The following is a 21,034-nucleotide window of genomic DNA, read 5'->3' as shown; positions in this document are numbered from 1 at the left end:
CTAACAGAGGAGAGTTGCTGTATGTAAAAGGAAGGGGCGTTTCTTTTGAGAAAAATTGGCATCATTGGCGGTACATTTGATCCGCCTCACTATGGACATTTGCTAATTGCAAATGAAGTATATCACGCTTTGAACTTGGAAGAAGTATGGTTCTTGCCAAACCAGATTCCGCCACATAAACAAGGGCGGAATATTACAAGTGTAGAAAGTCGTTTACATATGTTAGAGCTCGCGACTGAGGCAGAAGAGCACTTTTCTATTTGTTTAGAAGAGCTAAGTAGGAAGGGCCCATCTTATACGTATGACACTATGTTACAATTGACGAAGAAGTATCCGGATGTGCAGTTTCACTTTATTATTGGTGGGGATATGGTTGAGTATTTACCGAAGTGGTATAACATTGAAGCTTTATTTAATCTTGTAACGTTTGTTGGAGTTGCAAGACCTGGGTATACATTGCATACACCATATAAGATTACTACAGTGGAAATTCCGGAATTTGCAGTTTCTTCATCCTTATTACGTGAGAGATATAAGGAGAAGAAAACGTGTAAATATTTACTTCCCGAAAAAGTACAGGTATATATCGAGAGGAATGGGTTGTATGAATCGTGAGAATGCACTGCATATTGTCAAACAACAAATGCATGAAAAACGTTATATACACACAATTGGTGTAATGGAGACAGCGATTGAGCTTGCTAAGTTATACGGTGTGGACGAAAAAAAAGCAGAGATGGCAGCTATATTCCATGATTATGCGAAATGTAGAGCAATTTCAGAGATGGAAGAGATTATTAAACGTGAAGATTTGCCGAAAGATTTACTTTGCTATAACAAAGAGTTATGGCATGCACCTGTTGGGGCATACTTAGTAGAAAAAGAAGTAGGCATTACGGATTCTGAAATTTTGCAAGCTATTACATATCATACAAGTGGTCATGAGAATATGACGATGTTAGATAAAGTGATTTATGTAGCTGATTACATTGAACCTGGGCGAAAGTTTCCAGGAGTGGAAGAGGCTCGTAAACTCGCATATACGGATATAAATCAAGCTTTATTATTTGCGTTAAAGAGAACAATTCAATTTTTAATGGAAAAAGATCAGACGATTTATCCATTAACATTCCAAACATACAATGCAGTTATCAAGGAGGAAATGAGTAAATGAACGATAAAGATTTATTAGTATTAGCGGCAAAAGCAGCTGATGATAAGAGAGCAGAAGATATGGTTGTCCTAAATATGCAAGGTATTTCACCAATTGCAGATTATTTCATTATTTGTCACGGAAATTCAGATAAACAAGTGCAAGCAATTGCACGTGAAATTAAATCAAAAGCACATGAGTTCCAAATCGACGTACAACGTATGGAAGGGTTTGACGAAGCACGTTGGGTATTAGTTGATCTTGGAGATGTAGTTGCTCATGTATTCCATAAAGATGAGCGTAATCACTATAATTTAGAGCGTCTATGGGGCGATGTGCCACGTGAAGATATTACAGAAGAGTTAGGCCAATGAAATACGAACAATTTGCATTGTTGTACGACGAACTAATGAATGATGTCCCTTATGATAAATGGGTGGAATTTACAGAGGAAAGTTTACAGCAGGCAGATATGAAAGAGGCAAAAATTCTTGATGTAGCATGCGGTACAGGTAATGTAACCCTGCCGCTTGTGCAAAAGGGTTACGATTTAATAGGTGTCGATCTTTCAGAAGAAATGTTAACAGTAGCTCAGCAAAAACTAGGAGGAGAGGGATACTTTATTCCTTTTTATCAACAAGACATGCGAGAGCTTGATGTTCCAGGTGAGTTTGATTGTGTAACCATCTTTTGTGATTCATTAAATTATGTATTGCAAGAAGATGGAGTACAAGAAACATTTAGAAGAGTATTTCATCATTTACGTCAAGATGGTTTGTTTTTATTTGATGTACATTCTTTATATAAAATACATCATGTATTTCAAAATGAAACGTATACAGTGAATGGAGAAGAAATATCCCTTATTTGGAATTGCTTCCCTGGTGAAGAATCAAATAGTGTAGAGCATGATTTAACATTCTTTGTTCAAGATCCGGAAGAAGATGTGTACCATCGGTTTGACGAATGTCACGTGCAACGTGCATATCAAGTGGAGGAGTTAACGAAATGGCTTGGAGAAGCAGGTTTTACAGTTCTGCGTGTAACAGGTGATTTTGAGCGACTTGAAGTTACAGAACAAACAGAGCGTATTTTCTTCATGGCGAAGAAAAACGGATAAAACAAATAAAACAAAAGCAACCGAGAAGGTTGCTTTTGTTTTATAAAGAAGATGTATTTTTAGTTCTAGCATAATCTGAAGATCGTATGCGTAAAGTGTGGGAATAGTAGTTGAAGTGAAAATGTATTGTAAAAAAGTAAGTATTTATAAAAAGGATTTGGAATGAAAATGACGTATTTATTATGTGTGTTTATTGAATTGCTGATCAACGCATTCTAAATCTTCATCAAATTTTTCATGTGTTCGCTCGATTAACTTATGGAACATATCTCCAACGTGCTCTTCTAAAACCCGAATGCCCTCCCCAGTAACGCCGCCTTTCACACAAACCTTTTCTTGTAAGGTAGGTAATGTGAAGATTTCTTTTTCAAGTAATTTCCCCATCCCCACGACCATTTCACTTACTAAAGTAGTAGCCTCTTCGTGTGTAATATTTGTTTTATCTACAGCAGCGTTAATGAAGCATTGTAGTAAATAACTAAAGAAAGCAGGACCGCAACTTGCTATATCAGATGAAACGCGCGTTATATCTTCTTCTATTACAAGAGGTGTAGAAATGTTTTTGAATAGACGAAGTAGTTTTTGTTGCCATTCTTCAGAGCAATTATCTCCAAATGTAAATAGTGAGGCGCCGGAGAGCGCGCGATTTGTGATACTTGGAATGATACGCGCGACGTGGCAAGGTACGAGAGTCTCTAATTGTGATGGAGATATTGGACTTGTAATAGAAACTAAGCACGTTTCATCAGAAAAATGTTCAGCGTATTTTTTTAGGATAGGGTATATATCTATCGGCTTGACACAAATAAAAATAAGTTGTGATTGTTCGATTACTTCCGGGATTGTTTTTGCTATATGAACAGAAGGGTATTTTTCTTTTATATGATATGCTTTTGCAGGCGTCCGATTAATGATTGTAAGGCACGAAGGTTTGACAGCACGGGTTTCTAAAAATGCATCGATTAGTATATTCCCCATGTTTCCTGTCCCTATAATTCCTATGTTCAAAGTTTCATCCCTCCTTCGTAACAGCTTTCTCCTAAACAATATGAATGATGTTATAAATTTATGATTAGAGGTGTAAAATGATGTGGGATTTTCCGAAAAAGTGGTTAGGTTTAGTAGCTATTATTGGAACTTTACTTTTTCTTGTTTTTTGGAAAACGAATCAGAGTGTAGAACGAATGCCTATTACAATGAATGTACAAGAGAAGGAGATCGAAAAAAAGGGTAAACCGAAAATATCGGATACAAAGGAACAGAAAAGAACAATTATAATTGATGTGAAAGGAGCGGTTAGTAAAGAAGGGGTATATGAAATGAAGGAAGGAGATCGCGTAAAGGATGCGGTTCAAAAGGCTGGTGGTTTTTTATCAGAAGTAGATATGAAAAAAGTGAATTTAGCACAAATTGTACAAGATCAAATGCTTCTTTATATACCGAGTAAAAATGAATCAGAACAAGGGGTGCTTACTTCTTCTAAGGAAGATGGCAAGATTCGAATAAATACAGCGGCGAAAGAACAACTAGAAAAAATTACAGGGATTGGCTCTCGAAAGGCAGAAAGTATTTTGAAATATCGAGAAGAACATGGTCCGTTTCAGAAAATAGAAGATTTATTAGAGATTGATGGGATTGGTGCGAAGTCTCTTGAAAAGATAAAAGATCAAATTATTATTCCGTAAAAGATTGACGAAGTTTTTCTTCTTTCGCTACACTACAAGTAGACAAAAAAGTAGGTGAAAAATATGGAACGAATTTCATGGGATCAATATTTTATGACGCAAAGCCATCTACTATCTTTGCGTAGTACATGTACAAGGCTTGCGGTAGGAGCGACAATCGTTCGCGATAAACGAATTATTGCTGGTGGATATAATGGTTCAATTAAAGGTGGCGTACATTGTATAGATGATGGTTGTTACGTAATCGATAATCATTGTGTTCGGACAATTCATGCCGAAATGAATGCTTTATTACAATGTGCCAAGTTTGGTGCGAAAACAGAGGAAGCAGAAATTTACGTTACGCATTTCCCTTGTTTACAATGTTGTAAGGCAATTATTCAAAGTGGTATTACAGCGGTTTATTATGCGCAGGATTATAAAAATCATCCATATGCCATAGAGTTATTTGAACAAGCGAATGTAACAGTGAAACACGTTCCGCTAGAATATGATATTGCTGCATTAGAGGATCAAAAACGTTATACAGAGTTGAAAGAATTATTTGTGTCTTTAGAAAAAGATAATTTATCAATGGAAGAATTACAGCATGTATTCACGAAAGCAAAAATGATGCTATAAGGAGTGAGTATAAGTTGCAAGAACAATGGGGGTATGTTGCAATCTCGTTTATAATAGGGATTGCAATTGCCTTTTCCTCGTCACTTTTATTGATAGTTTTTTGCCTCTTTTTAAATGTTTTCTTCTGTTTATATCGCACTTCGCGTAAAACCTTCATTTTTTGTATTGTAGCGTGCTTTAGTAGCGTTATATACACTTCCTATGTTCAAGTGTGGAATAAGCCTCTAGGGAAGCCCTATACAGTTACAAGAGGGGTTATACAAAACACACCGCTTGTTAATGGGGATCGCCTATCTTTTCAATTTGAAGATCAGAATAAAAATATAGTGCAGTTAAGTTATAGAATAAAATCAGCTTTGGAAAAGAAAAAAATGCAACAATTATACGCAGGGATATCATGTGTATTCGAGGGTGAGAGGAAAGAACCGGAAACAGCTCGGAATTTTCATGGTTTTAATTACCGTGATTATTTATACAAGCAACATATTCATTTCACATTTGAGGCTACATATATTTCTGAATGCTATAAAACATCACTGTCGCTCACGCAATGGATTCTTCTTTTAAGGCAACAAGCAATCTCGAAAGTTACAGAAATGTTTCCAGAGCAATCAGGTGCTTTTATGAATGCATTACTCTTTGGTGATAGACAACAAATGACGTTTGAAGTGGAAGAGCAATATCAACAATTTGGTCTTGTACATTTGTTAGCAATTTCAGGTTCACACATTGTATTGTTGATGGTGATAGTATATTTTATTTTGCTAAGAAGCGGTGCGACGAGGGAGGTAGCAACAATTTGCCTTATCATTTGTATTCCTTTGTATATGGTTTTAGCAGGGGCTTCACCCTCTGTTATAAGAGCTTCTATAACAGGGGTTTTGATGTTGATTGCTTTTATGTGCTCGATTCGTTTATCTAGTTTAGATGCTTTAAGTGTAACAGCTATATGTATGCTTATATATGACCCTTATCTTGTTTTTAATATTGGATTTCAGTTTTCTTTTGTAGGTAGCTTCGCTTTACTTTTGTCTGCTCCGTTATTGTTAGGGAGTAGCAACGGAGTAATCCGAAATTCTATTTATATTTCTATCATTTCACAGCTCGTTAGTACTCCGATTTTGTTATATCACTTTGGTTATTTTTCTCCATATAGCATTCTCCTCAATCTCTTATACGTTCCGTTTTTATCTATCATTGTATTACCATGTAGCATTATTATTTTACTGTGTATGCCAATTGTCCCGTTTCTCGCAAAAGGATTTGCGGATGTATTATCAATAGGCTTGAGTATGTCTAATGATTTTCTAAGTTATTGTGAAAGTTTACCATTTACCCAGCTTAACTTCGGGGAAACGCCCTTCAATCTTGTAGCTGTATATTGCGCGAGTATTGTCAGTATATTGATGGTTTGGGAAAGAAGAGCGCCGAAAAAAATGGTTTGTATAGTTGCGAGTGTATTTCTTTTTATTAGCACATGTCATTATGTATATCCATATTTTAGAGGAAGCGGAAGTGTAACATTTATTGATGTTGGACAAGGTGATGCAATATTAATTCGCCTTCCGTATGATAAAGGGATTTATCTTATTGATACAGGTGGAACGCTTCGTGTGAATAAGGAAGAATGGCAACAAAAAAAGCATGAATTTTCTGTTGGGAATGATGTTTTAATACCCTTTTTACAAAAAGAAGTTATTAAAACAATTGATAAATTAATCGTAACGCATGGAGATGCAGATCATATAGGTGCTGCACAAGAATTATTATCATATATACCTGTAAAAGAAGTGGTATTTGGCCGAAAGGGAAAAGATGCAGTATTAGAAAAAGTAGTCAAGAAACAGGCATTAGAAAAGGAAATGAAAATAACTGAAGTGGGGGAAGGGGCGAGTTGGAGTGTAAATGAAGCGGAATTTTTCGTTTTAGCTCCAAAAGGAAAAGAAAAAAGCGAAAATAACGCTTCAATTGTAATATGGGCAAAATTTGGAGGGTTGAAGTGGCTATTTACAGGCGATTTGGAAGAAGAAGGGGAAAAGATTTTAGTAGAGGCATATCCAGATTTACAAGTGGATGTTTTAAAAGTTGCTCATCATGGGAGTAATACGTCATCTATAGAGCCTTTTTTGAACGTCATACAGCCTCGTGTAGCGATTATATCTGTTGGTAAGCAGAATAGGTATGGACACCCGCATAAAGAAGTGATAGAGCGTTTTGAGAAGATGGGGAGTGAGATATGGCGCACGGACAAGCAAGGTGCTATTTCCTATGTTTTTAAAGGGGAAAATGGAACCTTTAAAAGTAAAATCACATATGATAAAACACATAATAGATGAAAAAGAGAAGACTGCCATGAAGTGGCAGTCTTTAAGAACCGATAAATTTAATAACAGTTGCAATGATGAAAAGTGTTGCGAAAAAACCAAATGAGACGATAAATCCTACCCCTGAATCAATAGCGTCATTGCGTTTACTTTGAACGTTTTGTTCAAAATCATTCATTTAGAATCCCTCCCCAACATTCCACTTTAGTATAAAATATTGTCAGAAAAAAATCTACAATTTCCATATGAAGAGAAAACGAGCTTTTTTGCTACTTTTAAATCATGAAGTAATGTGAGTTTTTCGTTTCCAAGCATGTTAACAGTTGGCACTTATACTCAAATTTTTATTGCGAATAATAAAGGGAAGGTGATTACCGCACACCAATAAGAAACCCGGGGCTTATTGCGTGGCGTTTAATATAAATAAAGGGACGGGTTATAAAGCCTGTTCCTTTGTACTTGTAAAACAAAAGCTAGGGCATTAGTATAAATATATATTGCCAAGTTAGGGAGTAGGAAAAAGTATGAGTGATATACATAAAAAAATTAAAAAGAAACAGTTTGCTCCGTTATATTTACTATATGGAACGGAAGCTTTTTTTATAAATGAAACGATAAAGCTTATTACGACAGAAGCACTTGAAGAAGAAGATCGAGAGTTTAATGTTGTGACATACGATTTAGAAGAAGCGTATTTAGAAGATGTGGTTGAGGATGCGCGTACGCTTCCTTTCTTCGGAGAACGGAAAGTACTGTTAATAAAATCACCGCTATTTTTGACTTCGCAAAAAGAAAAGTTAGAGCAAAATATAAAAATTTTAGAAGAATACATTGGTGAACCTTCTCCATTTTCTATTCTTGTTTTTGTTGCGCCTTACGAAAAACTTGATGAGCGAAAAAAAATTACAAAACTATTAAAGAAAACAGCAGATGTAGTAGAAGCAAATGCGATGCAAATACAGGATGTTCAGAAGTGGATTGTTGCTCGTGCAGATGAAGTGCATGTGCATATTGATAACGCGGCTGTTAGTTTGTTGCTAGAGCTTGTGGGAAGTAATGTAACAATGTTGGCGAAGGAAATGGACAAGTTAACGTTATACGTTGGTATGGGTGAAGAGATTACGACGAAACTTGTTGCAGAGCTTGTACCAAAATCCGTTGAGCAAAATGTATTCGCTTTGACAGAAAAAGTGGTGAAAAAAGATATTGCAGGTGCAATGCAAATTTTGGATGGATTATTTACGCAGCAGGAAGAGCCGATTAAATTGCTTGCGTTATTAGTGAGTCAATTCCGCTTGTTGTATCAAGTGAAAGAGCTACAGCAACGTGGTTATGGACAAAATCAAATTGCGTCTCATATTGGTGTACATCCGTATCGCGTGAAGTTGGCAATGAATCAAACGAAGTTTTTCTCTTTTGAAGAATTAAAAAAAGTGATTATAGAATTAGCGGAAGCTGATTATAGTATGAAGACGGGAAAGATGGATAAGAAACTTGTGCTCGAGTTTTTCTTAATGCGATTAAATCATATGTGATGACACAAAAAAGTTCATGTACTAAGTACATGAACTTTTTTGTATATAAAAAAACGATCCAAATGGATCGTTTTTTAAACGCCTTACGCGTTTACTTGTTTCGCTAAGCGAGATTTTTGACGAGCTGCAGCGTTTTGGTGGATAAGACCTTTACGAGCTGCTTTGTCAAGTTTTTTAGAAGCAGTTTTGAAAGCTTCTTTAGCATTTTCAAGATCGTTATTAGTAACTAAAGCTTCTACAGTTTTAACAGCAGAACGCATGTCAGACTTGATAGAAGCGTTATGTGCACGACGCTCTTCGCTAAGTTTAGCGCGTTTGATAGCAGATTTGATGTTTGCCATACTTTTCACCTCCCTGGTGCAATCGAATGACTCGATTCTTACATAGAACAAGTGATATTCTATCAAACGGTGAAGAGAATTGCAATAGTATATCCATGAAATTTCACGTAAAGGAAAGAATGACCTTATATAACTTTGGGAAATCTAACGATATTTACTATGAATTACGGAGGAGATACGATGAAAGAACCATTAGATTTAAGTAAATATAGCATTAGAACTGACCTTGCTGTAGAAGCCCATCAAATGTTGCAAGAAAGCCAAGAGGAACAAAAAGGGATACAGGGAGTTATTGTAAAAGAGAGAGAAGAAGAGGGGACTATAATTACAAAAGTAACAATTGATGAAGCTGCCTCTGAAGCGATGGGTAAAAAGCCTGGAAATTATTTAACGCTTGAAGTTCAAGGTATACGTCAGCAAGATACAGAACTTCAACAAAAAGTGGAGCGTATTTTTGCAAAAGAATTTTCTAATTTCTTAGAAGAGGTTGGCGTTACAAAAGAAGCAAGCTGTTTAATTGTAGGTCTTGGGAATTGGAATGTAACACCAGATGCTCTTGGACCGATAGTTGTAGAAAATGTATTAGTAACGAGACATTTGTTTCAATTACAGCCTGAAAGTGTAGAAGAAGGGTTTAGGCCTGTTAGTGCAATTCGGCCAGGGGTAATGGGAATTACAGGGATCGAAACGAGCGATGTTATTTATGGGATTATTGAGAAGACGAACCCGGACTTTGTAATTGCGATTGACGCATTAGCTGCCCGTTCTATTGAACGAGTAAATAGCACGATACAAATTTCTGATACTGGAATTCATCCCGGATCGGGGGTTGGGAATAAACGTAAAGAACTAAGTAAAGACACATTAGGTATCCCTGTAATCGCGATTGGTGTTCCGACTGTGGTCGATGCTGTTTCGATTACAAGTGATACGATTGATTTTATTTTGAAACATTTCGGCCGAGAGATGAAAGAAGGAAATAAACCTTCACGCTCTTTGTTACCAGCGGGATTTTCATTTGGAGAAAAGAAAAAATTAACGGAAGAAGATATGCCGGATGAAAAGAGCAGAAATATGTTTTTAGGTGCTGTTGGTACGTTGGAAGAAGAAGAAAAAAGAAGGCTGATTTATGAAGTGCTATCTCCTCTTGGTCATAATTTAATGGTAACCCCAAAAGAAGTAGATACTTTTATTGAGGATATGGCGAATGTAATAGCGAGTGGTTTAAATGCGGCGCTGCATCATCAAATTGATCAAGATAATACGGGAGCATATACACATTGAGGGGAACAGATGATTATCGTTTGAGTCGCTTTACGCTTTTGTGTATATGTAGTGTGGCTTTATGTTTACTTATGATGATAGCAGGAGTGGCACTTGCTAATCATGGTTTGAAAAGTATGAAAGGCTATCAGCAACTGTCATATGAACAAATAGCTCATATGACAGGGACAGAAAGTACAGGTGCTGAATCAGAAATTTTGGGTAGCTCGTTTTCGGCCTCAGAAAAACAACAACAGTTAGAACGGTTAAGAAGTTTTAATGTTGTAGAAGGAATTGGGATGGCAGTAGCTAGTGTAGCTTATGAAATGACGAAGTTCGGAACGGATATCGTTGTTGGGAAAATAAAAGGAATTTTTAGCTAAGAGTAACATGGGAGGCGGTTGTTTTACTGGTTTGTAAGACAGCCGTTTTAAAATTTGAAAAGGGTTTGTCTCTTATGGTTTATTCGCATAAGATATAGATAGAATGATTTGTATCGTAAGCAGCACGAGTTTTCATTGAATCTTTGTTGCTCTATTGATATAATCAGTGCTAGTGTATATTGGCGAGACTATTAGGAGTTGAGAACATAGATGAATAAAGAAGAAAGAGCAAAAAGACAGTCCAAAATTCGTAATTTCTCTATTATTGCTCATATTGACCACGGAAAATCAACGTTAGCAGACCGTATTTTAGAGAAAACAAACGCGTTAACACAACGTGAAATGAAAGCTCAGTTGCTTGACTCTATGGATTTAGAGCGTGAGCGTGGTATTACAATCAAATTAAACGCAGTACAATTAAACTATAAAGCAAAAGATGGTGAAGAGTATATTCTTCATTTAATTGATACACCAGGACACGTCGACTTTACGTACGAAGTATCTCGTAGTTTAGCGGCTTGTGAAGGCGCGATTCTTGTAGTAGATGCAGCGCAAGGTATTGAAGCGCAAACGTTAGCAAACGTATACTTAGCGCTTGATAATAATTTGGAAATTTTACCAGTTATTAATAAAATCGACTTACCGAGTGCGGATCCAGAACGTGTACGTCAAGAGGTAGAAGATGTAATTGGTTTAGATGCATCAGAAGCGGTACTTGCTTCTGCGAAAGCTGGAATTGGTATTGAAGAAATTTTAGAACAAATTGTTGAAAAAGTACCAGCTCCGTCGGGTGATTCAGAAGAGCCATTACAATGTATGATTTTCGACTCTTTATATGATCCGTACCGCGGTGTAATTGCTTATATCCGTGTTGTAAATGGAACAGTAAAAGTTGGCGATAAAGTACGTATGATGGCAACGGGTAAAGAATTTGAAGTAACAGAAGTAGGTGTATTTACACCGAAAACTACGCAACGTGACGAGTTAACAGTAGGTGATGTAGGTTTCTTAGCAGCATCGATTAAAAATGTTGGTGACACACGTGTTGGTGATACGATTACACATGCGAAACGTCCAGCTGCAGAGCCGTTAGCAGGTTACCGTAAGTTAAACCCGATGGTATTCTGTGGTCTGTATCCAATTGACTCTGCTCGTTATAACGATTTACGTGATGCATTAGAAAAATTAGAGTTAAACGATTCTGCTCTTGAGTTTGAACCAGAAACATCTCAAGCGCTAGGATTTGGTTTCCGTTGTGGTTTCTTAGGGCTTCTTCACATGGAAATCATTCAAGAACGTATTGAACGTGAATTTAAGATTGACTTAATTACAACAGCGCCAAGCGTTATTTATAAAGTTTATTTAACTAACGGTGAAGATGTTATTGTTGATAACCCATCTAATATGCCAGATCCACAGTCTATCGATCGTGTAGAAGAGCCGTTTGTGAAGGCTTCAATTATGGTTCCGAATGACTATGTTGGAGCTGTAATGGAGATTTGCCAAGGTAAACGTGGAACGTTTATTGATATGCAATATTTAGATGAAACGCGTGTTACATTAACATATGAAATCCCGTTATCAGAAATCGTATATGACTTCTTCGATCAATTGAAATCAAATACGAAAGGGTATGCATCATTTGACTACGAGTTAATTGGCTATAAGCCATCTAAACTTGTGAAAATGGATATTCTTTTAAATAATGAACAAGTGGATGCTTTATCATTTATCGTACACCGTGATTCAGCGTATGACCGTGGTAAAGTAATCGTAGAGAAATTAAAAGAATTAATTCCGAGACAACAGTTCGAAGTGCCAATTCAGGCGACTATCGGAAATAAAGTTGTAGCACGTTCTACAATTAAAGCGATGCGTAAAAACGTACTTGCAAAATGTTACGGCGGTGACATTTCTCGTAAGCGTAAACTTCTTGATAAGCAAAAAGAAGGTAAAAAACGTATGAAGTCTGTTGGCTCTGTAGAAGTACCGCAAGAGGCATTCATGGCTGTACTGAAAATGGATGACAACTAATATTTGAAATAAAAAAGAAGTCGTTTGTGCGGCTTCTTTTTTCTGTATAATTACTTTTTAGACATCTGAGCAGCTCTCATTTACAATAATGAGAGAGCTTTTTAGTTCATATAGAGTTAGGAGATTGTTAATGTCCGAAAATATTCGAAAAGATATTCAAGATAAAATACAAAATGGTAATTTTAATTGTGAAAAGGAATTGACGCTTTCTATTATTAGTGGAAAGTGGAAAGTTGTGATACTGTGGCATCTTGGTGTGGAAGGGCCGCATCGTTTCAGTGAATTACAACGGTTATTCCCAAGCATTTCTCATAAAGTTTTGTCGAACCAATTAAAAGAGTTAATGGAAGATGGGATTGTTGATCGGACAGTATATCCCGAAATTCCTCCTCGCGTTGAGTATTATATGACGGAACTAGGCATGTCACTTTTACCGATCGTTGAAATGATGTATGATTGGGGAAAAATGCGAATGGAACAAATTCGTAATACGTTAGAGAAGTAGAGAACCCTCCGGAGTGCGGAGGTTTTCTTTTTAGAAAGGTAGGAGTTATATTTGGTACAAGCTGCATACATTCATATTCCGTTTTGTCAGCACATTTGTCACTATTGTGATTTTAATAAAGTGTTTATTGAACGCCAACCGGTTGATCAATATTTAGATTATTTAGAGAAGGAAATAATAAATACGGTTCAAAAAGTTCCATTTGATAGTATGAAAACGATTTTTGTGGGTGGGGGAACTCCGACAGCGTTAAATATGGAACAGACAAAAAAATTACTCGAGATTATTAATCGTCATTTGCGTCCGTTCGCCCCGAATTGTGAATTAACATTTGAAGCGAATCCAGGAGATTTACCGAAAGAGAAGCTAAATGTACTGCTAGAAGGTGGAGTAAATCGAATTAGTTTTGGTGTGCAAACGTTCCGTGATGAACTTCTTGAGAAAATCGGGCGCAAGCATACGAGGGAAGATGCATTCCTCGCGATTCGAGAGGCACAGGAAGTAGGCTTTAAAAATATTAATGTAGATATTATTTATGCTTTGCCAGGACAGACGATAGAAGATGTAAAAGAAACATTAGATATTGCTTTTACGCTTGGTGTACAACATTACTCGGCATATTCATTAATTGTGGAGCCAAAAACAGTGTTTTATAACTTAATGAACAAAGGGAAATTACGTCTTCCGGGTGAAGACCATGAAGCGAAAATGTATGAAATAGTAATGGATGAAATGGAGAAACACGGTTATAACCAGTATGAAATTAGTAATTTCTCAAAAGGTGACAATAAAAGTAGACATAATCTCACATACTGGAATAATGAAGAGTATTATGGATTTGGAGCTGGAGCTCATAGTTATGTGAACGGAGAACGTATTCAAAATGTTGGTCCTCTGAAGCAATATTTTAATAAAATTGATGAAACAGGATTTCCGTATTTAGATGTTCACAAAGTGACGGAGAAAGAAAGAATGGAAGAAGAGCTGTTCTTAGGGCTTCGAAAAACAAAAGGTGTTTCTAAAACGGCGTTCCGCAATAAATTTAATGTAGAGATGGATCAAGTTTTCGCGAAGCAGTTACAAAGCAACCAAGAGCAGGGATTGCTTGAAGAGGAAGATGGACATGTGCGTTTAACGCGAAAAGGAAAATTATTAGGGAATGAAGTATTCCAATCATTTTTGATTGACTAATTAAATGTTCCATAGGCGTGAAAAAGTTTCATTATTTCGTGACGTTTCCGTTGACAATTGAATGTCAATTTTGGTAAGTTATTAATAGATTTAGCACTCAAAGACAAAGAGTGCTAACAGAGGTGATGATGAGATGCTTACGGAACGTCAGCTCTTAATTTTACAAACAATTATTGATGACTTTATTGGATCAGCGCAGCCCGTTGGGTCTAGAACGTTGGCTAAAAAAGATGAAATCACATTTAGTTCAGCTACTATTCGAAATGAAATGGCGGACTTAGAAGAATTAGGCTTTATTGAAAAAACGCACAGTTCTTCTGGACGTGTTCCTTCTGAGAAAGGCTACCGATTTTATGTAGACCATCTTTTAGCGCCGCAAAACTTACCGAACGCTGAAATTGTACAAATTAAAGATTTATTTGCTGAAAGAATTTTTGAAGCGGAAAAAATTGCACAGCAATCTGCTCAAATTTTATCAGAACTTACGAATTATACGGCAATTGTTCTTGGACCGAAGTTAAGTACAAATAAACTTAAAAATGTACAAATTGTGCCGCTTGATCGTCAAACTGCAGTCGCTATTATTGTAACCGATACAGGGCATGTACAAAGTAAAACGATTACCGTTCCGGAATCTGTTGATTTATCAGATTTAGAAAAAATGGTTAATATTTTAAATGAAAAGCTATCTGGCGTACCGATGGAAGAACTTCATAATAAAATCTTTAAGGAAATTGTTACAGTTTTACGTGGGTATGTTCATAATTACGATAGTGCAATAAAAATGTTGGATGGTACATTTCAAGTTCCGTTATCGGAAAAGATATACTTTGGAGGAAAAGCAAATATGCTTTCGCAGCCAGAGTTCCATGACATTCAAAAAGTTAGATCTTTACTTACCATGATTGATAATGAAGCCGAATTTTATGACATTTTGCGTCATAAACAAGTCGGGATTCAAGTGAAAATTGGTAGGGAAAACTCTTCGACGGCTATGGAGGATTGTAGTTTAATTTCTGCAACATATTCAATCGGCGAAGAGCAACTTGGAACAATTGCTATTTTAGGTCCTACGAGAATGCAATATTCTCGTGTAATTAGTTTGTTACAGTTATTTACGAGACAATTTACTGATGGGCTTAAAAAGTAAATGAGAGTAATACATTCGCTCAAGTGATGAAATTTTCATTGCTGTGTGTAATATATAATGCTTAGGTAATCATGCTATGCATGATACCTAATACCTTTTAAGGAGGTGAATATTGTGGAAGAGCGTAACGAACAAGTGGTAGAAGAAGTAAAAGAAGCGCAAGTTGAAGAAGCTGTCACGCCAGAAAACAGTGAAGAAACTGTAGAAGAAAAAAGTGAGGCTGCTCTTTTACAAGAAAAAGTAGATGAGTTACAAGCGAAACTAACGGAAACGGAAGGTCGCACATTACGTCTACAAGCTGATTTTGAAAATTATAAGCGCCGTGTCCAAATGGATAAACAGGCTGCTGAAAAATATAGAGCACAAAGTCTAGTTTCAGACATCTTGCCAGCTCTTGATAATTTTGAAAGAGCAATGCAAGTGGAAGCGACTGATGAGCAAACGAAATCATTGTTACAAGGTATGGAGATGGTGCATCGTCAATTGTTAGAAGCGCTGACTAAAGAAGGTGTGGAAGTGATTGAAGCTGTTGGTAAACAGTTTGATCCTAATGAACACCAAGCTATTATGCAAGTGGAAGATAGTGAATTTGAATCAAACGCGGTTGTGGAAGAATTCCAAAAAGGTTATAAATTAAAAGACCGTGTGATTCGCCCATCAATGGTAAAAGTAAATCAATAATTTACATAAAACTAGGAGGATTCGCCATGAGTAAAATTATCGGTATTGACTTAGGTACAACAAACTCTTGTGTAGCTGTTATGGAAGGTGGAGAACCAAAGGTTATCCCAAATCCAGAAGGGAACCGTACAACACCTTCTGTTGTAGCTTTCAAAAATGAAGAACGTCAAGTTGGGGAAGTTGCAAAGCGCCAAGCAATTACAAACCCAAATACAATCATGTCTGTTAAACGTCATATGGGTACAGACTACAAAGTAGAAGTTGAAGGTAAAGATTATACACCTCAAGAAATTTCTGCAATCATTTTACAAAATTTAAAAGCTTCTGCTGAAGCATACTTAGGTGAAACAGTAACGAAAGCTGTTATTACAGTACCTGCATACTTCAACGATGCAGAGCGTCAAGCAACGAAAGATGCTGGTCGTATCGCTGGTTTAGAAGTTGAGCGTATCATTAACGAGCCAACAGCAGCAGCACTTGCTTACGGTTTAGAAAAACAAGACGAAGAACAAAAAATCTTAGTATATGACTTAGGTGGCGGTACATTTGACGTATCTATCCTTGAGTTAGCAGACGGCACATTCGAAGTTATTTCAACTGCTGGTGACAACCGTCTTGGTGGCGATGACTTTGACCAAGTTATCATCGATCACTTAGTAGCTGAGTTCAAAAAAGAAAATAACATTGATTTAAGCCAAGATAAAATGGCGCTTCAACGCTTGAAAGATGCAGCTGAAAAAGCGAAAAAAGATCTTTCTGGTGTAACACAAACTCAAATTTCATTACCATTCATTAGTGCTGGAGCTGCTGGTCCATTACACTTAGAATTAACGTTAACAAGAGCGAAATTCGAAGAGCTTTCAGCAGGTCTTGTTGAAAGAACATTAGAGCCAACTCGTCGTGCATTAAAAGACGCTGGTTTTGCTCCAAGCGAATTAGATAAAGTTATTCTTGTTGGTGGATCTACTCGTATCCCAGCTGTACAAGAAGCTATTAAACGTGAAACTGGTAAAGAGCCATATAAAGGTGTAAACCCTGATGAAGTTGTAGCATTAGGTGCTGCAGTTCAAGGTGGCGTACTTACTGGTGATGTAGAAGGCGTTCTATTATTAGACGTAACTCCACTTTCTTTAGGTATTGAAACTATGGGTGGCGTGTTCACGAAATTAATCGAGCGTAACACTACAATTCCAACAAGTAAGTCACAAGTATTCTCGACAGCTGCTGATAATCAACCAGCAGTAGACATTCACGTATTACAAGGTGAGCGTCCGATGTCAGCTGACAACAAAACGTTAGGTCGTTTCCAATTAACTGACCTTCCACCAGCACCACGTGGTATTCCACAAATCGAAGTAACATTCGATATTGATGCGAACGGTATCGTTAACGTACGTGCGAAAGACTTAGGAACAAGCAAAGAGCAAGCTATTACAATCCAATCTTCTTCAGGTCTTTCTGATGAAGAAGTAGAACGTATGGTACAAGAAGCGGAAGCAAATGCTGACGCTGACCAAAAACGTAAGGAAGAAGTTGAACTTCGTAATGAAGCTGACCAACTTGTATTCCAAACAGACAAAGTTGTAAAAGATTTAGAAGGTAAAGTAGATGCAGCTGAAGTTGCAAAAGCAACAGAAGCGAAAGAAGCATTACAAGCTGCAATCGAGAAAAACGAGCTTGAAGAAATTCGTGCGAAAAAAGATGCTTTACAAGAAATCGTACAACAATTAACTGTTAAATTATACGAGCAAGCTCAAGCAGCTGCTGGTCAAGCAGAAGGTGCGCAAGGTGCACAAGACGCTGGCGCGAAGAAAGACAATGTAGTTGATGCTGAGTTTGAAGAAGTAAAAGAAGACAAGTAATTCAACTGTAAACATAATAAGTAAGATGACAAAAAGTCAAAGTCAAGCGTGCCTTGACTTTGGCTTTTTTCACGAATGAGAAGCGATGTGTGAGGATCTTAAGTTTTTCGCTTTGCATACTGTAAGTGAGGAAACTTTGTTGCAAAGCACTTTCTTTCGGTGTTAAAATTACGTTTATGTGAAAGATTCGGGGGTTGTAAATTTATGAGTAAACGAGACTATTATGAGGTCCTTGGACTTAGCAAGGGCGCTTCAACAGATGAAATAAAAAAAGCGTATCGTCGTTTGGCTAAAAAATACCATCCAGACGTAAGCAAAGAAGAAAATGCAATTGAAAAGTTTAAAGAAGTACAAGAAGCATACGAAGTGTTAAGTGATGATCAAAAGCGTGCGCAGTACGATCAATTTGGTCATGCTGGTGCAAATCAAGGATTCGGTGGATTTGGCGGCGGAGGAGACTTCGGCGGTGGCTTCGGTTTTGAAGATATATTTAGTTCTTTCTTTGGCGGTGGCGGCGGCAGACGTCGTGATCCAAATGCTCCGCGCCAAGGCGCTGACTTACAATATCAAGTCACTTTAGATTTTGAAGAAGCTATTTTTGGTAAGGAATTAAATGTGGAAATTCCGGTAGAAGATCCATGTGATACTTGTAAAGGTAGTGGAGCAAAACCAGGAACTTCAAAAGAAACATGTAAACATTGTTCAGGTTCTGGTCAAGTGAGTGTTGAACAAAACACACCGTTTGGTCGTATCGTAAACCGTCAAGCTTGTGGTCATTGTTCAGGAACTGGACAAATTATTAAAGAAAAATGTACGACATGTCACGGTTCAGGTAAAGTTCGTAAACGTAAAAAAATTAATGTTAAAATTCCAGCGGGTATTGATAATGGTCAACAAATTCGTGTGTCTGGAAAAGGTGAAGCCGGCGTAAATGGCGGACCAGCAGGAGACTTATATGTTGTTGTTCATGTAAGAAATCATGAATTCTTCGAGCGTGAAGGAGACCACATTATTTGCGAAATGCCATTAACATTTGCACAAATGGCACTTGGTGCTGAAGTGGAAGTCCCTACTGTTCATGGTAAAGTGAAGCTGAAAATCCCAGCAGGAACACAAACTGGAACAGAGTTCCGCTTAAAAGGAAAAGGTGCTCCGAACGTACGTGGATACGGTCAAGGAGATCAATATGTAGTCGTTCGTGTTGTTGTACCGACGAAATTAACTTCACAGCAAAAAGATTTATTACGTGAATTTGCAGGACAAGAAGAGCAGGATGATAGTTTATTCGGAAAGCTTAAACGTGCTTTCAAAGGGGAATAATGGAAATAAAAAATGGAGTTGGTAAATTGTGAAATGGTCAGAAATTAGTATTCATACAACAGAAGAAGCAGTAGAAGCTGTCTCTCATATTTTACATGAAGCTGGTGCTAGCGGAGTTGCGATTGAGGATCCAGCGGAGTTAACGAAAGAGCGCGAGCAACAATATGGTGAAATTTATGCATTGAATCCAGATGAATATCCGGCGGAAGGTGTATTAATAAAAGCATATTTCCCGCAAACCGATTCTTTACATGAAACGATTGCAGGTGTAAAATCATCTATTGATGTGCTTCCATCTTACGACATCGAAATTGGTACTGGAAATATTACCGTTAACGAAGTCAATGAAGAAGATTGGGCTACTGCTTGGAAAAAATATTACCATCCAGTACAAATTTCTGATACATTCACAATCGTACCGACTTGGGAAGAATATACACCATCTTCTCCTGATGAAAAAATCATTGAATTAGACCCGGGTATGGCGTTTGGTACAGGAACTCATCCAACAACAACGATGTGTATCCGTGCTTTAGAAAAAACAGTACAGCCAGGTGACGCTATTATTGATGTAGGAACAGGTTCTGGTGTACTTAGTATTGCAGCAGCAAAATTAGGTGCGTCTTCTGTTCAAGCGTATGATTTAGATCCGGTTGCGGTTGAAAGTGCAGAAATGAATGTACGTTTAAATAAAACAGATGATATCGTGTCTGTTGGACAAAATAGTCTTTTAGAAGGTATTGAAGGTCCTGTTGATTTAATCGTAGCTAACTTATTAGCAGAAATTATTCTATTATTCCCTGAAGATGCAGCAAGAGTTGTGAAGTCAGGTGGATTATTTATTACATCGGGCATTATTGCTGCGAAGGAAAAAGTAATTTCTGAGGCGCTAGAAAAAGCTGGATTTACAATTGAAGAAGTGTTACGAATGGAAGATTGGGTAGCAATTATTGCACGAAATGCGTAATATAGATTTTAGTCTATAATGAAAAGGGGAGTCTCTCACTATAAGGTGAGGGACTTGCCGTTTGTTATATGAAAAATGATAACGTTTCGTTCTTTTCGTAAGTGTTGACTTACGAAAGGAACGAAACTCTACTAAGGTGATTATATGCAACGTTATTTTGTAGAAGAGAAATATGTAAATGAGACAAGTATTCGCATTGTAGGTGATGACGTACATCATATCGCAAGAGTGATGCGTATGTCAGCTGGTGATCATATTTATTGCTGTGTAAATGGAAAAACAGCAGTATGTTCAATTGATGAAATTACCAGTGAATTTATTAATACGGCTATTGTAGAATGGGTAGAGGCGTCAAGTGAACTTCCTGTTTTCGTGACGATTGCAAGTGGACTGCCAAAAGGAGACAAGCTAGAGTTAATTTTTCAAAAAGGAACTGAGCTTGGGGCAGCTGCATTCTTACCATTTCAAGCATCTCGCTCTATCGTAAAATGGGATGCGAAAAAAGCTGATAAAAAAGTTGAGCGTTTAAGAAAAATTGTGAAAGAAGCTGCGGAACAATCACATAGAAGTGAAATTCCAGAAGTACATGCTCCAGCATCATTTAAGCAATTGCTTTCAATGAGTGGTGAGTATGATGCTTGTCTTGTTGCTTACGAAGAGGAAGCAAAACAAGGCGAGAAATCTAATTTTGCGAAAGCTTTAACGACAATGAAACCAGGTCAAAAGCTATTGATTGTATTTGGCCCAGAAGGCGGTTTAGCTGAGGAAGAGATTACAGCGCTTCGTGAACATAAATTTGTACCATGTAGTTTAGGACCAAGAATTTTAAGAACAGAAACGGCGCCGTTATACGCGTTAAGTGCTGCTTCGTATCATTTTGAATTGATGGGGTGATGATC

General features: G+C 37.2%; 22 protein-coding genes. 19 read left to right on the top strand and 3 right to left on the bottom strand.

The annotated features are described in order from the left end of the window. The first annotated feature begins 45 nt into the window (after positions 1 to 45). The 4 genes from nadD to MR107_RS09960 are packed head-to-tail and all read left to right on the top strand — an operon-like array spanning position 46 to position 2,273. Complete coding sequence (gene nadD / locus MR107_RS09975) at positions 46 to 615, top strand: nicotinate-nucleotide adenylyltransferase (protein ID WP_001226046.1); 570 nt, start codon at positions 46 to 48, stop codon at positions 613 to 615. Beyond that, positions 605 to 1,174 (top strand): bis(5'-nucleosyl)-tetraphosphatase (symmetrical) YqeK, encoded by a 570-nt coding sequence (gene yqeK / locus MR107_RS09970; protein WP_001078477.1) that lies wholly within the window; start codon positions 605 to 607, stop codon positions 1,172 to 1,174. The genes nadD and yqeK overlap by 11 nt, the downstream gene beginning before the upstream one ends. Next, the gene (rsfS, locus tag MR107_RS09965) at positions 1,171 to 1,527 is read left to right on the top strand and encodes a ribosome silencing factor (RefSeq protein WP_000998173.1); all 357 of its coding nucleotides are present in this window, start codon (positions 1,171 to 1,173) and stop codon (positions 1,525 to 1,527) included. The genes yqeK and rsfS overlap by 4 nt, the downstream gene beginning before the upstream one ends. Next, positions 1,524 to 2,273, top strand: a complete 750-nt coding sequence (locus MR107_RS09960) for a class I SAM-dependent DNA methyltransferase (protein ID WP_048656869.1) — start codon at positions 1,524 to 1,526, stop codon at positions 2,271 to 2,273. The genes rsfS and MR107_RS09960 overlap by 4 nt, the downstream gene beginning before the upstream one ends. A 180-nt stretch (positions 2,274 to 2,453) precedes the next feature. On the opposite strand, the gene comER is transcribed toward MR107_RS09960, so the two are convergent. Next, positions 2,454 to 3,281 carry a late competence protein ComER gene (gene comER / locus MR107_RS09955; RefSeq protein ID WP_001020554.1) on the bottom strand — a complete coding sequence of 276 codons (828 nt, stop codon included), beginning with the start codon at positions 3,279 to 3,281 and terminating at the stop codon, positions 2,454 to 2,456. 77 nt (positions 3,282 to 3,358) lie between these two features. On the opposite strand from comER, the gene MR107_RS09950 reads away from it, so the two are divergent. The 3 genes from MR107_RS09950 to MR107_RS09940 all read left to right on the top strand — a co-directional run bounded on the left by MR107_RS09950 (position 3,359) and on the right by MR107_RS09940 (position 6,915). Next, complete coding sequence (locus tag MR107_RS09950) at positions 3,359 to 3,958, top strand: helix-hairpin-helix domain-containing protein (protein WP_000989932.1); 600 nt, start codon at positions 3,359 to 3,361, stop codon at positions 3,956 to 3,958. A 63-nt stretch (positions 3,959 to 4,021) separates the two neighbouring features. Continuing rightward, a complete protein-coding gene (locus MR107_RS09945; protein ID WP_000439770.1) occupies positions 4,022 to 4,579 on the top strand; it encodes a ComE operon protein 2 in 558 nt (185 codons plus the stop codon). A 14-nt stretch (positions 4,580 to 4,593) separates the two neighbouring features. After that, a complete protein-coding gene (locus MR107_RS09940) occupies positions 4,594 to 6,915 on the top strand; it encodes a DNA internalization-related competence protein ComEC/Rec2 (RefSeq protein ID WP_242292324.1) in 2,322 nt (773 codons plus the stop codon). Between the two features lie 31 nt (positions 6,916 to 6,946). Here the strand turns inward: MR107_RS09940 and MR107_RS09935 are convergent, their stop codons facing one another. Next, positions 6,947 to 7,081, bottom strand: coding sequence for a YqzM family protein (locus MR107_RS09935; RefSeq protein ID WP_000997609.1), 135 nt, complete (start codon positions 7,079 to 7,081; stop codon positions 6,947 to 6,949). 346 nt (positions 7,082 to 7,427) lie between these two features. On the opposite strand from MR107_RS09935, the gene holA reads away from it, so the two are divergent. Continuing rightward, positions 7,428 to 8,438 (top strand): DNA polymerase III subunit delta, encoded by a 1,011-nt coding sequence (holA, locus tag MR107_RS09930; RefSeq protein WP_242292323.1) that lies wholly within the window; start codon positions 7,428 to 7,430, stop codon positions 8,436 to 8,438. An 83-nt stretch (positions 8,439 to 8,521) separates the two neighbouring features. Here the strand turns inward: holA and rpsT are convergent, their stop codons facing one another. Further along, the gene (gene rpsT / locus MR107_RS09925; RefSeq protein ID WP_001274011.1) at positions 8,522 to 8,779 is read right to left on the bottom strand and encodes a 30S ribosomal protein S20; all 258 of its coding nucleotides are present in this window, start codon (positions 8,777 to 8,779) and stop codon (positions 8,522 to 8,524) included. Positions 8,780 to 8,959: 180 nt separating this feature from the next. On the opposite strand from rpsT, the gene gpr reads away from it, so the two are divergent. From gpr to MR107_RS09870, 11 genes are all read left to right on the top strand, one after another. Continuing rightward, on the top strand, positions 8,960 to 10,063 hold the full coding sequence (gpr, locus tag MR107_RS09920) for a GPR endopeptidase (protein WP_000662618.1): 1,104 nt from the start codon (positions 8,960 to 8,962) through the stop codon (positions 10,061 to 10,063). After that, complete coding sequence (locus MR107_RS09915; protein ID WP_001215037.1) at positions 10,060 to 10,425, top strand: YqxA family protein; 366 nt, start codon at positions 10,060 to 10,062, stop codon at positions 10,423 to 10,425. Before gpr ends, MR107_RS09915 begins: the two co-directional genes overlap by 4 nt. 210 nt (positions 10,426 to 10,635) lie before the next feature. After that, positions 10,636 to 12,459, top strand: coding sequence for an elongation factor 4 (gene lepA, locus MR107_RS09910; RefSeq protein ID WP_001030951.1), 1,824 nt, complete (start codon positions 10,636 to 10,638; stop codon positions 12,457 to 12,459). A 130-nt stretch (positions 12,460 to 12,589) separates the two neighbouring features. Then, a complete protein-coding gene (locus MR107_RS09905; protein ID WP_001293539.1) occupies positions 12,590 to 12,964 on the top strand; it encodes a winged helix-turn-helix transcriptional regulator in 375 nt (124 codons plus the stop codon). A gap of 51 nt (positions 12,965 to 13,015) precedes the next feature. Next, positions 13,016 to 14,155, top strand: coding sequence for a radical SAM family heme chaperone HemW (gene hemW / locus MR107_RS09900; protein ID WP_242292322.1), 1,140 nt, complete (start codon positions 13,016 to 13,018; stop codon positions 14,153 to 14,155). 133 nt (positions 14,156 to 14,288) lie between these two features. Next, positions 14,289 to 15,305, top strand: a complete 1,017-nt coding sequence (hrcA, locus tag MR107_RS09895; RefSeq protein WP_000954941.1) for a heat-inducible transcriptional repressor HrcA — start codon at positions 14,289 to 14,291, stop codon at positions 15,303 to 15,305. A gap of 114 nt (positions 15,306 to 15,419) precedes the next feature. After that, complete coding sequence (gene grpE, locus MR107_RS09890) at positions 15,420 to 15,986, top strand: nucleotide exchange factor GrpE (protein ID WP_000392711.1); 567 nt, start codon at positions 15,420 to 15,422, stop codon at positions 15,984 to 15,986. A gap of 26 nt (positions 15,987 to 16,012) precedes the next feature. Continuing rightward, entirely contained in the window at positions 16,013 to 17,848 is a 1,836-nt protein-coding gene (dnaK, locus tag MR107_RS09885) for a chaperone protein DnaK (RefSeq protein WP_000034700.1), read from the top strand. 204 nt (positions 17,849 to 18,052) lie between these two features. Further along, entirely contained in the window at positions 18,053 to 19,168 is a 1,116-nt protein-coding gene (dnaJ, locus tag MR107_RS09880; protein WP_000043946.1) for a chaperone protein DnaJ, read from the top strand. A 28-nt stretch (positions 19,169 to 19,196) separates the two neighbouring features. Continuing rightward, on the top strand, positions 19,197 to 20,135 hold the full coding sequence (gene prmA / locus MR107_RS09875; protein ID WP_000872097.1) for a 50S ribosomal protein L11 methyltransferase: 939 nt from the start codon (positions 19,197 to 19,199) through the stop codon (positions 20,133 to 20,135). 144 nt (positions 20,136 to 20,279) lie between these two features. Continuing rightward, a complete protein-coding gene (locus tag MR107_RS09870; protein ID WP_001190154.1) occupies positions 20,280 to 21,029 on the top strand; it encodes a 16S rRNA (uracil(1498)-N(3))-methyltransferase in 750 nt (249 codons plus the stop codon). Positions 21,030 to 21,034 lie beyond the last annotated feature (5 nt).

Source organism: Bacillus cereus group sp. BfR-BA-01441 (genome assembly GCF_022663075.1).
Classification (GTDB): domain Bacteria; phylum Bacillota; class Bacilli; order Bacillales; family Bacillaceae_G; genus Bacillus_A; species Bacillus_A cereus.
Note: the sequence above shows the minus strand (reverse complement) of the source record. Positions and strands in the feature narration are given on the sequence as shown.

Excerpts from the sequence above, each read along its gene's own strand:
- yqeK (WP_001078477.1), top strand. The coding sequence starts at position 605 with ATGAATCGTGAGAATGCACTGCATATTGTCAAACAACAAATGCATGAA.
- rsfS (WP_000998173.1), top strand. The coding sequence starts at position 1,171 with ATGAACGATAAAGATTTATTAGTATTAGCGGCAAAAGCAGCTGATGAT.
- MR107_RS09960 (WP_048656869.1), top strand. The coding sequence starts at position 1,524 with ATGAAATACGAACAATTTGCATTGTTGTACGACGAACTAATGAATGAT.
- MR107_RS09950 (WP_000989932.1), top strand. The coding sequence starts at position 3,359 with ATGATGTGGGATTTTCCGAAAAAGTGGTTAGGTTTAGTAGCTATTATT.
- MR107_RS09945 (WP_000439770.1), top strand. The coding sequence starts at position 4,022 with ATGGAACGAATTTCATGGGATCAATATTTTATGACGCAAAGCCATCTA.
- MR107_RS09935 (WP_000997609.1), bottom strand. The coding sequence starts at position 7,081 with ATGAATGATTTTGAACAAAACGTTCAAAGTAAACGCAATGACGCTATT.
- holA (WP_242292323.1), top strand. The coding sequence starts at position 7,428 with ATGAGTGATATACATAAAAAAATTAAAAAGAAACAGTTTGCTCCGTTA.
- rpsT (WP_001274011.1), bottom strand. The coding sequence starts at position 8,779 with ATGGCAAACATCAAATCTGCTATCAAACGCGCTAAACTTAGCGAAGAG.
- gpr (WP_000662618.1), top strand. The coding sequence starts at position 8,960 with ATGAAAGAACCATTAGATTTAAGTAAATATAGCATTAGAACTGACCTT.
- lepA (WP_001030951.1), top strand. The coding sequence starts at position 10,636 with ATGAATAAAGAAGAAAGAGCAAAAAGACAGTCCAAAATTCGTAATTTC.
- MR107_RS09905 (WP_001293539.1), top strand. The coding sequence starts at position 12,590 with ATGTCCGAAAATATTCGAAAAGATATTCAAGATAAAATACAAAATGGT.
- hrcA (WP_000954941.1), top strand. The coding sequence starts at position 14,289 with ATGCTTACGGAACGTCAGCTCTTAATTTTACAAACAATTATTGATGAC.
- dnaK (WP_000034700.1), top strand. The coding sequence starts at position 16,013 with ATGAGTAAAATTATCGGTATTGACTTAGGTACAACAAACTCTTGTGTA.
- dnaJ (WP_000043946.1), top strand. The coding sequence starts at position 18,053 with ATGAGTAAACGAGACTATTATGAGGTCCTTGGACTTAGCAAGGGCGCT.
- MR107_RS09870 (WP_001190154.1), top strand. The coding sequence starts at position 20,280 with ATGCAACGTTATTTTGTAGAAGAGAAATATGTAAATGAGACAAGTATT.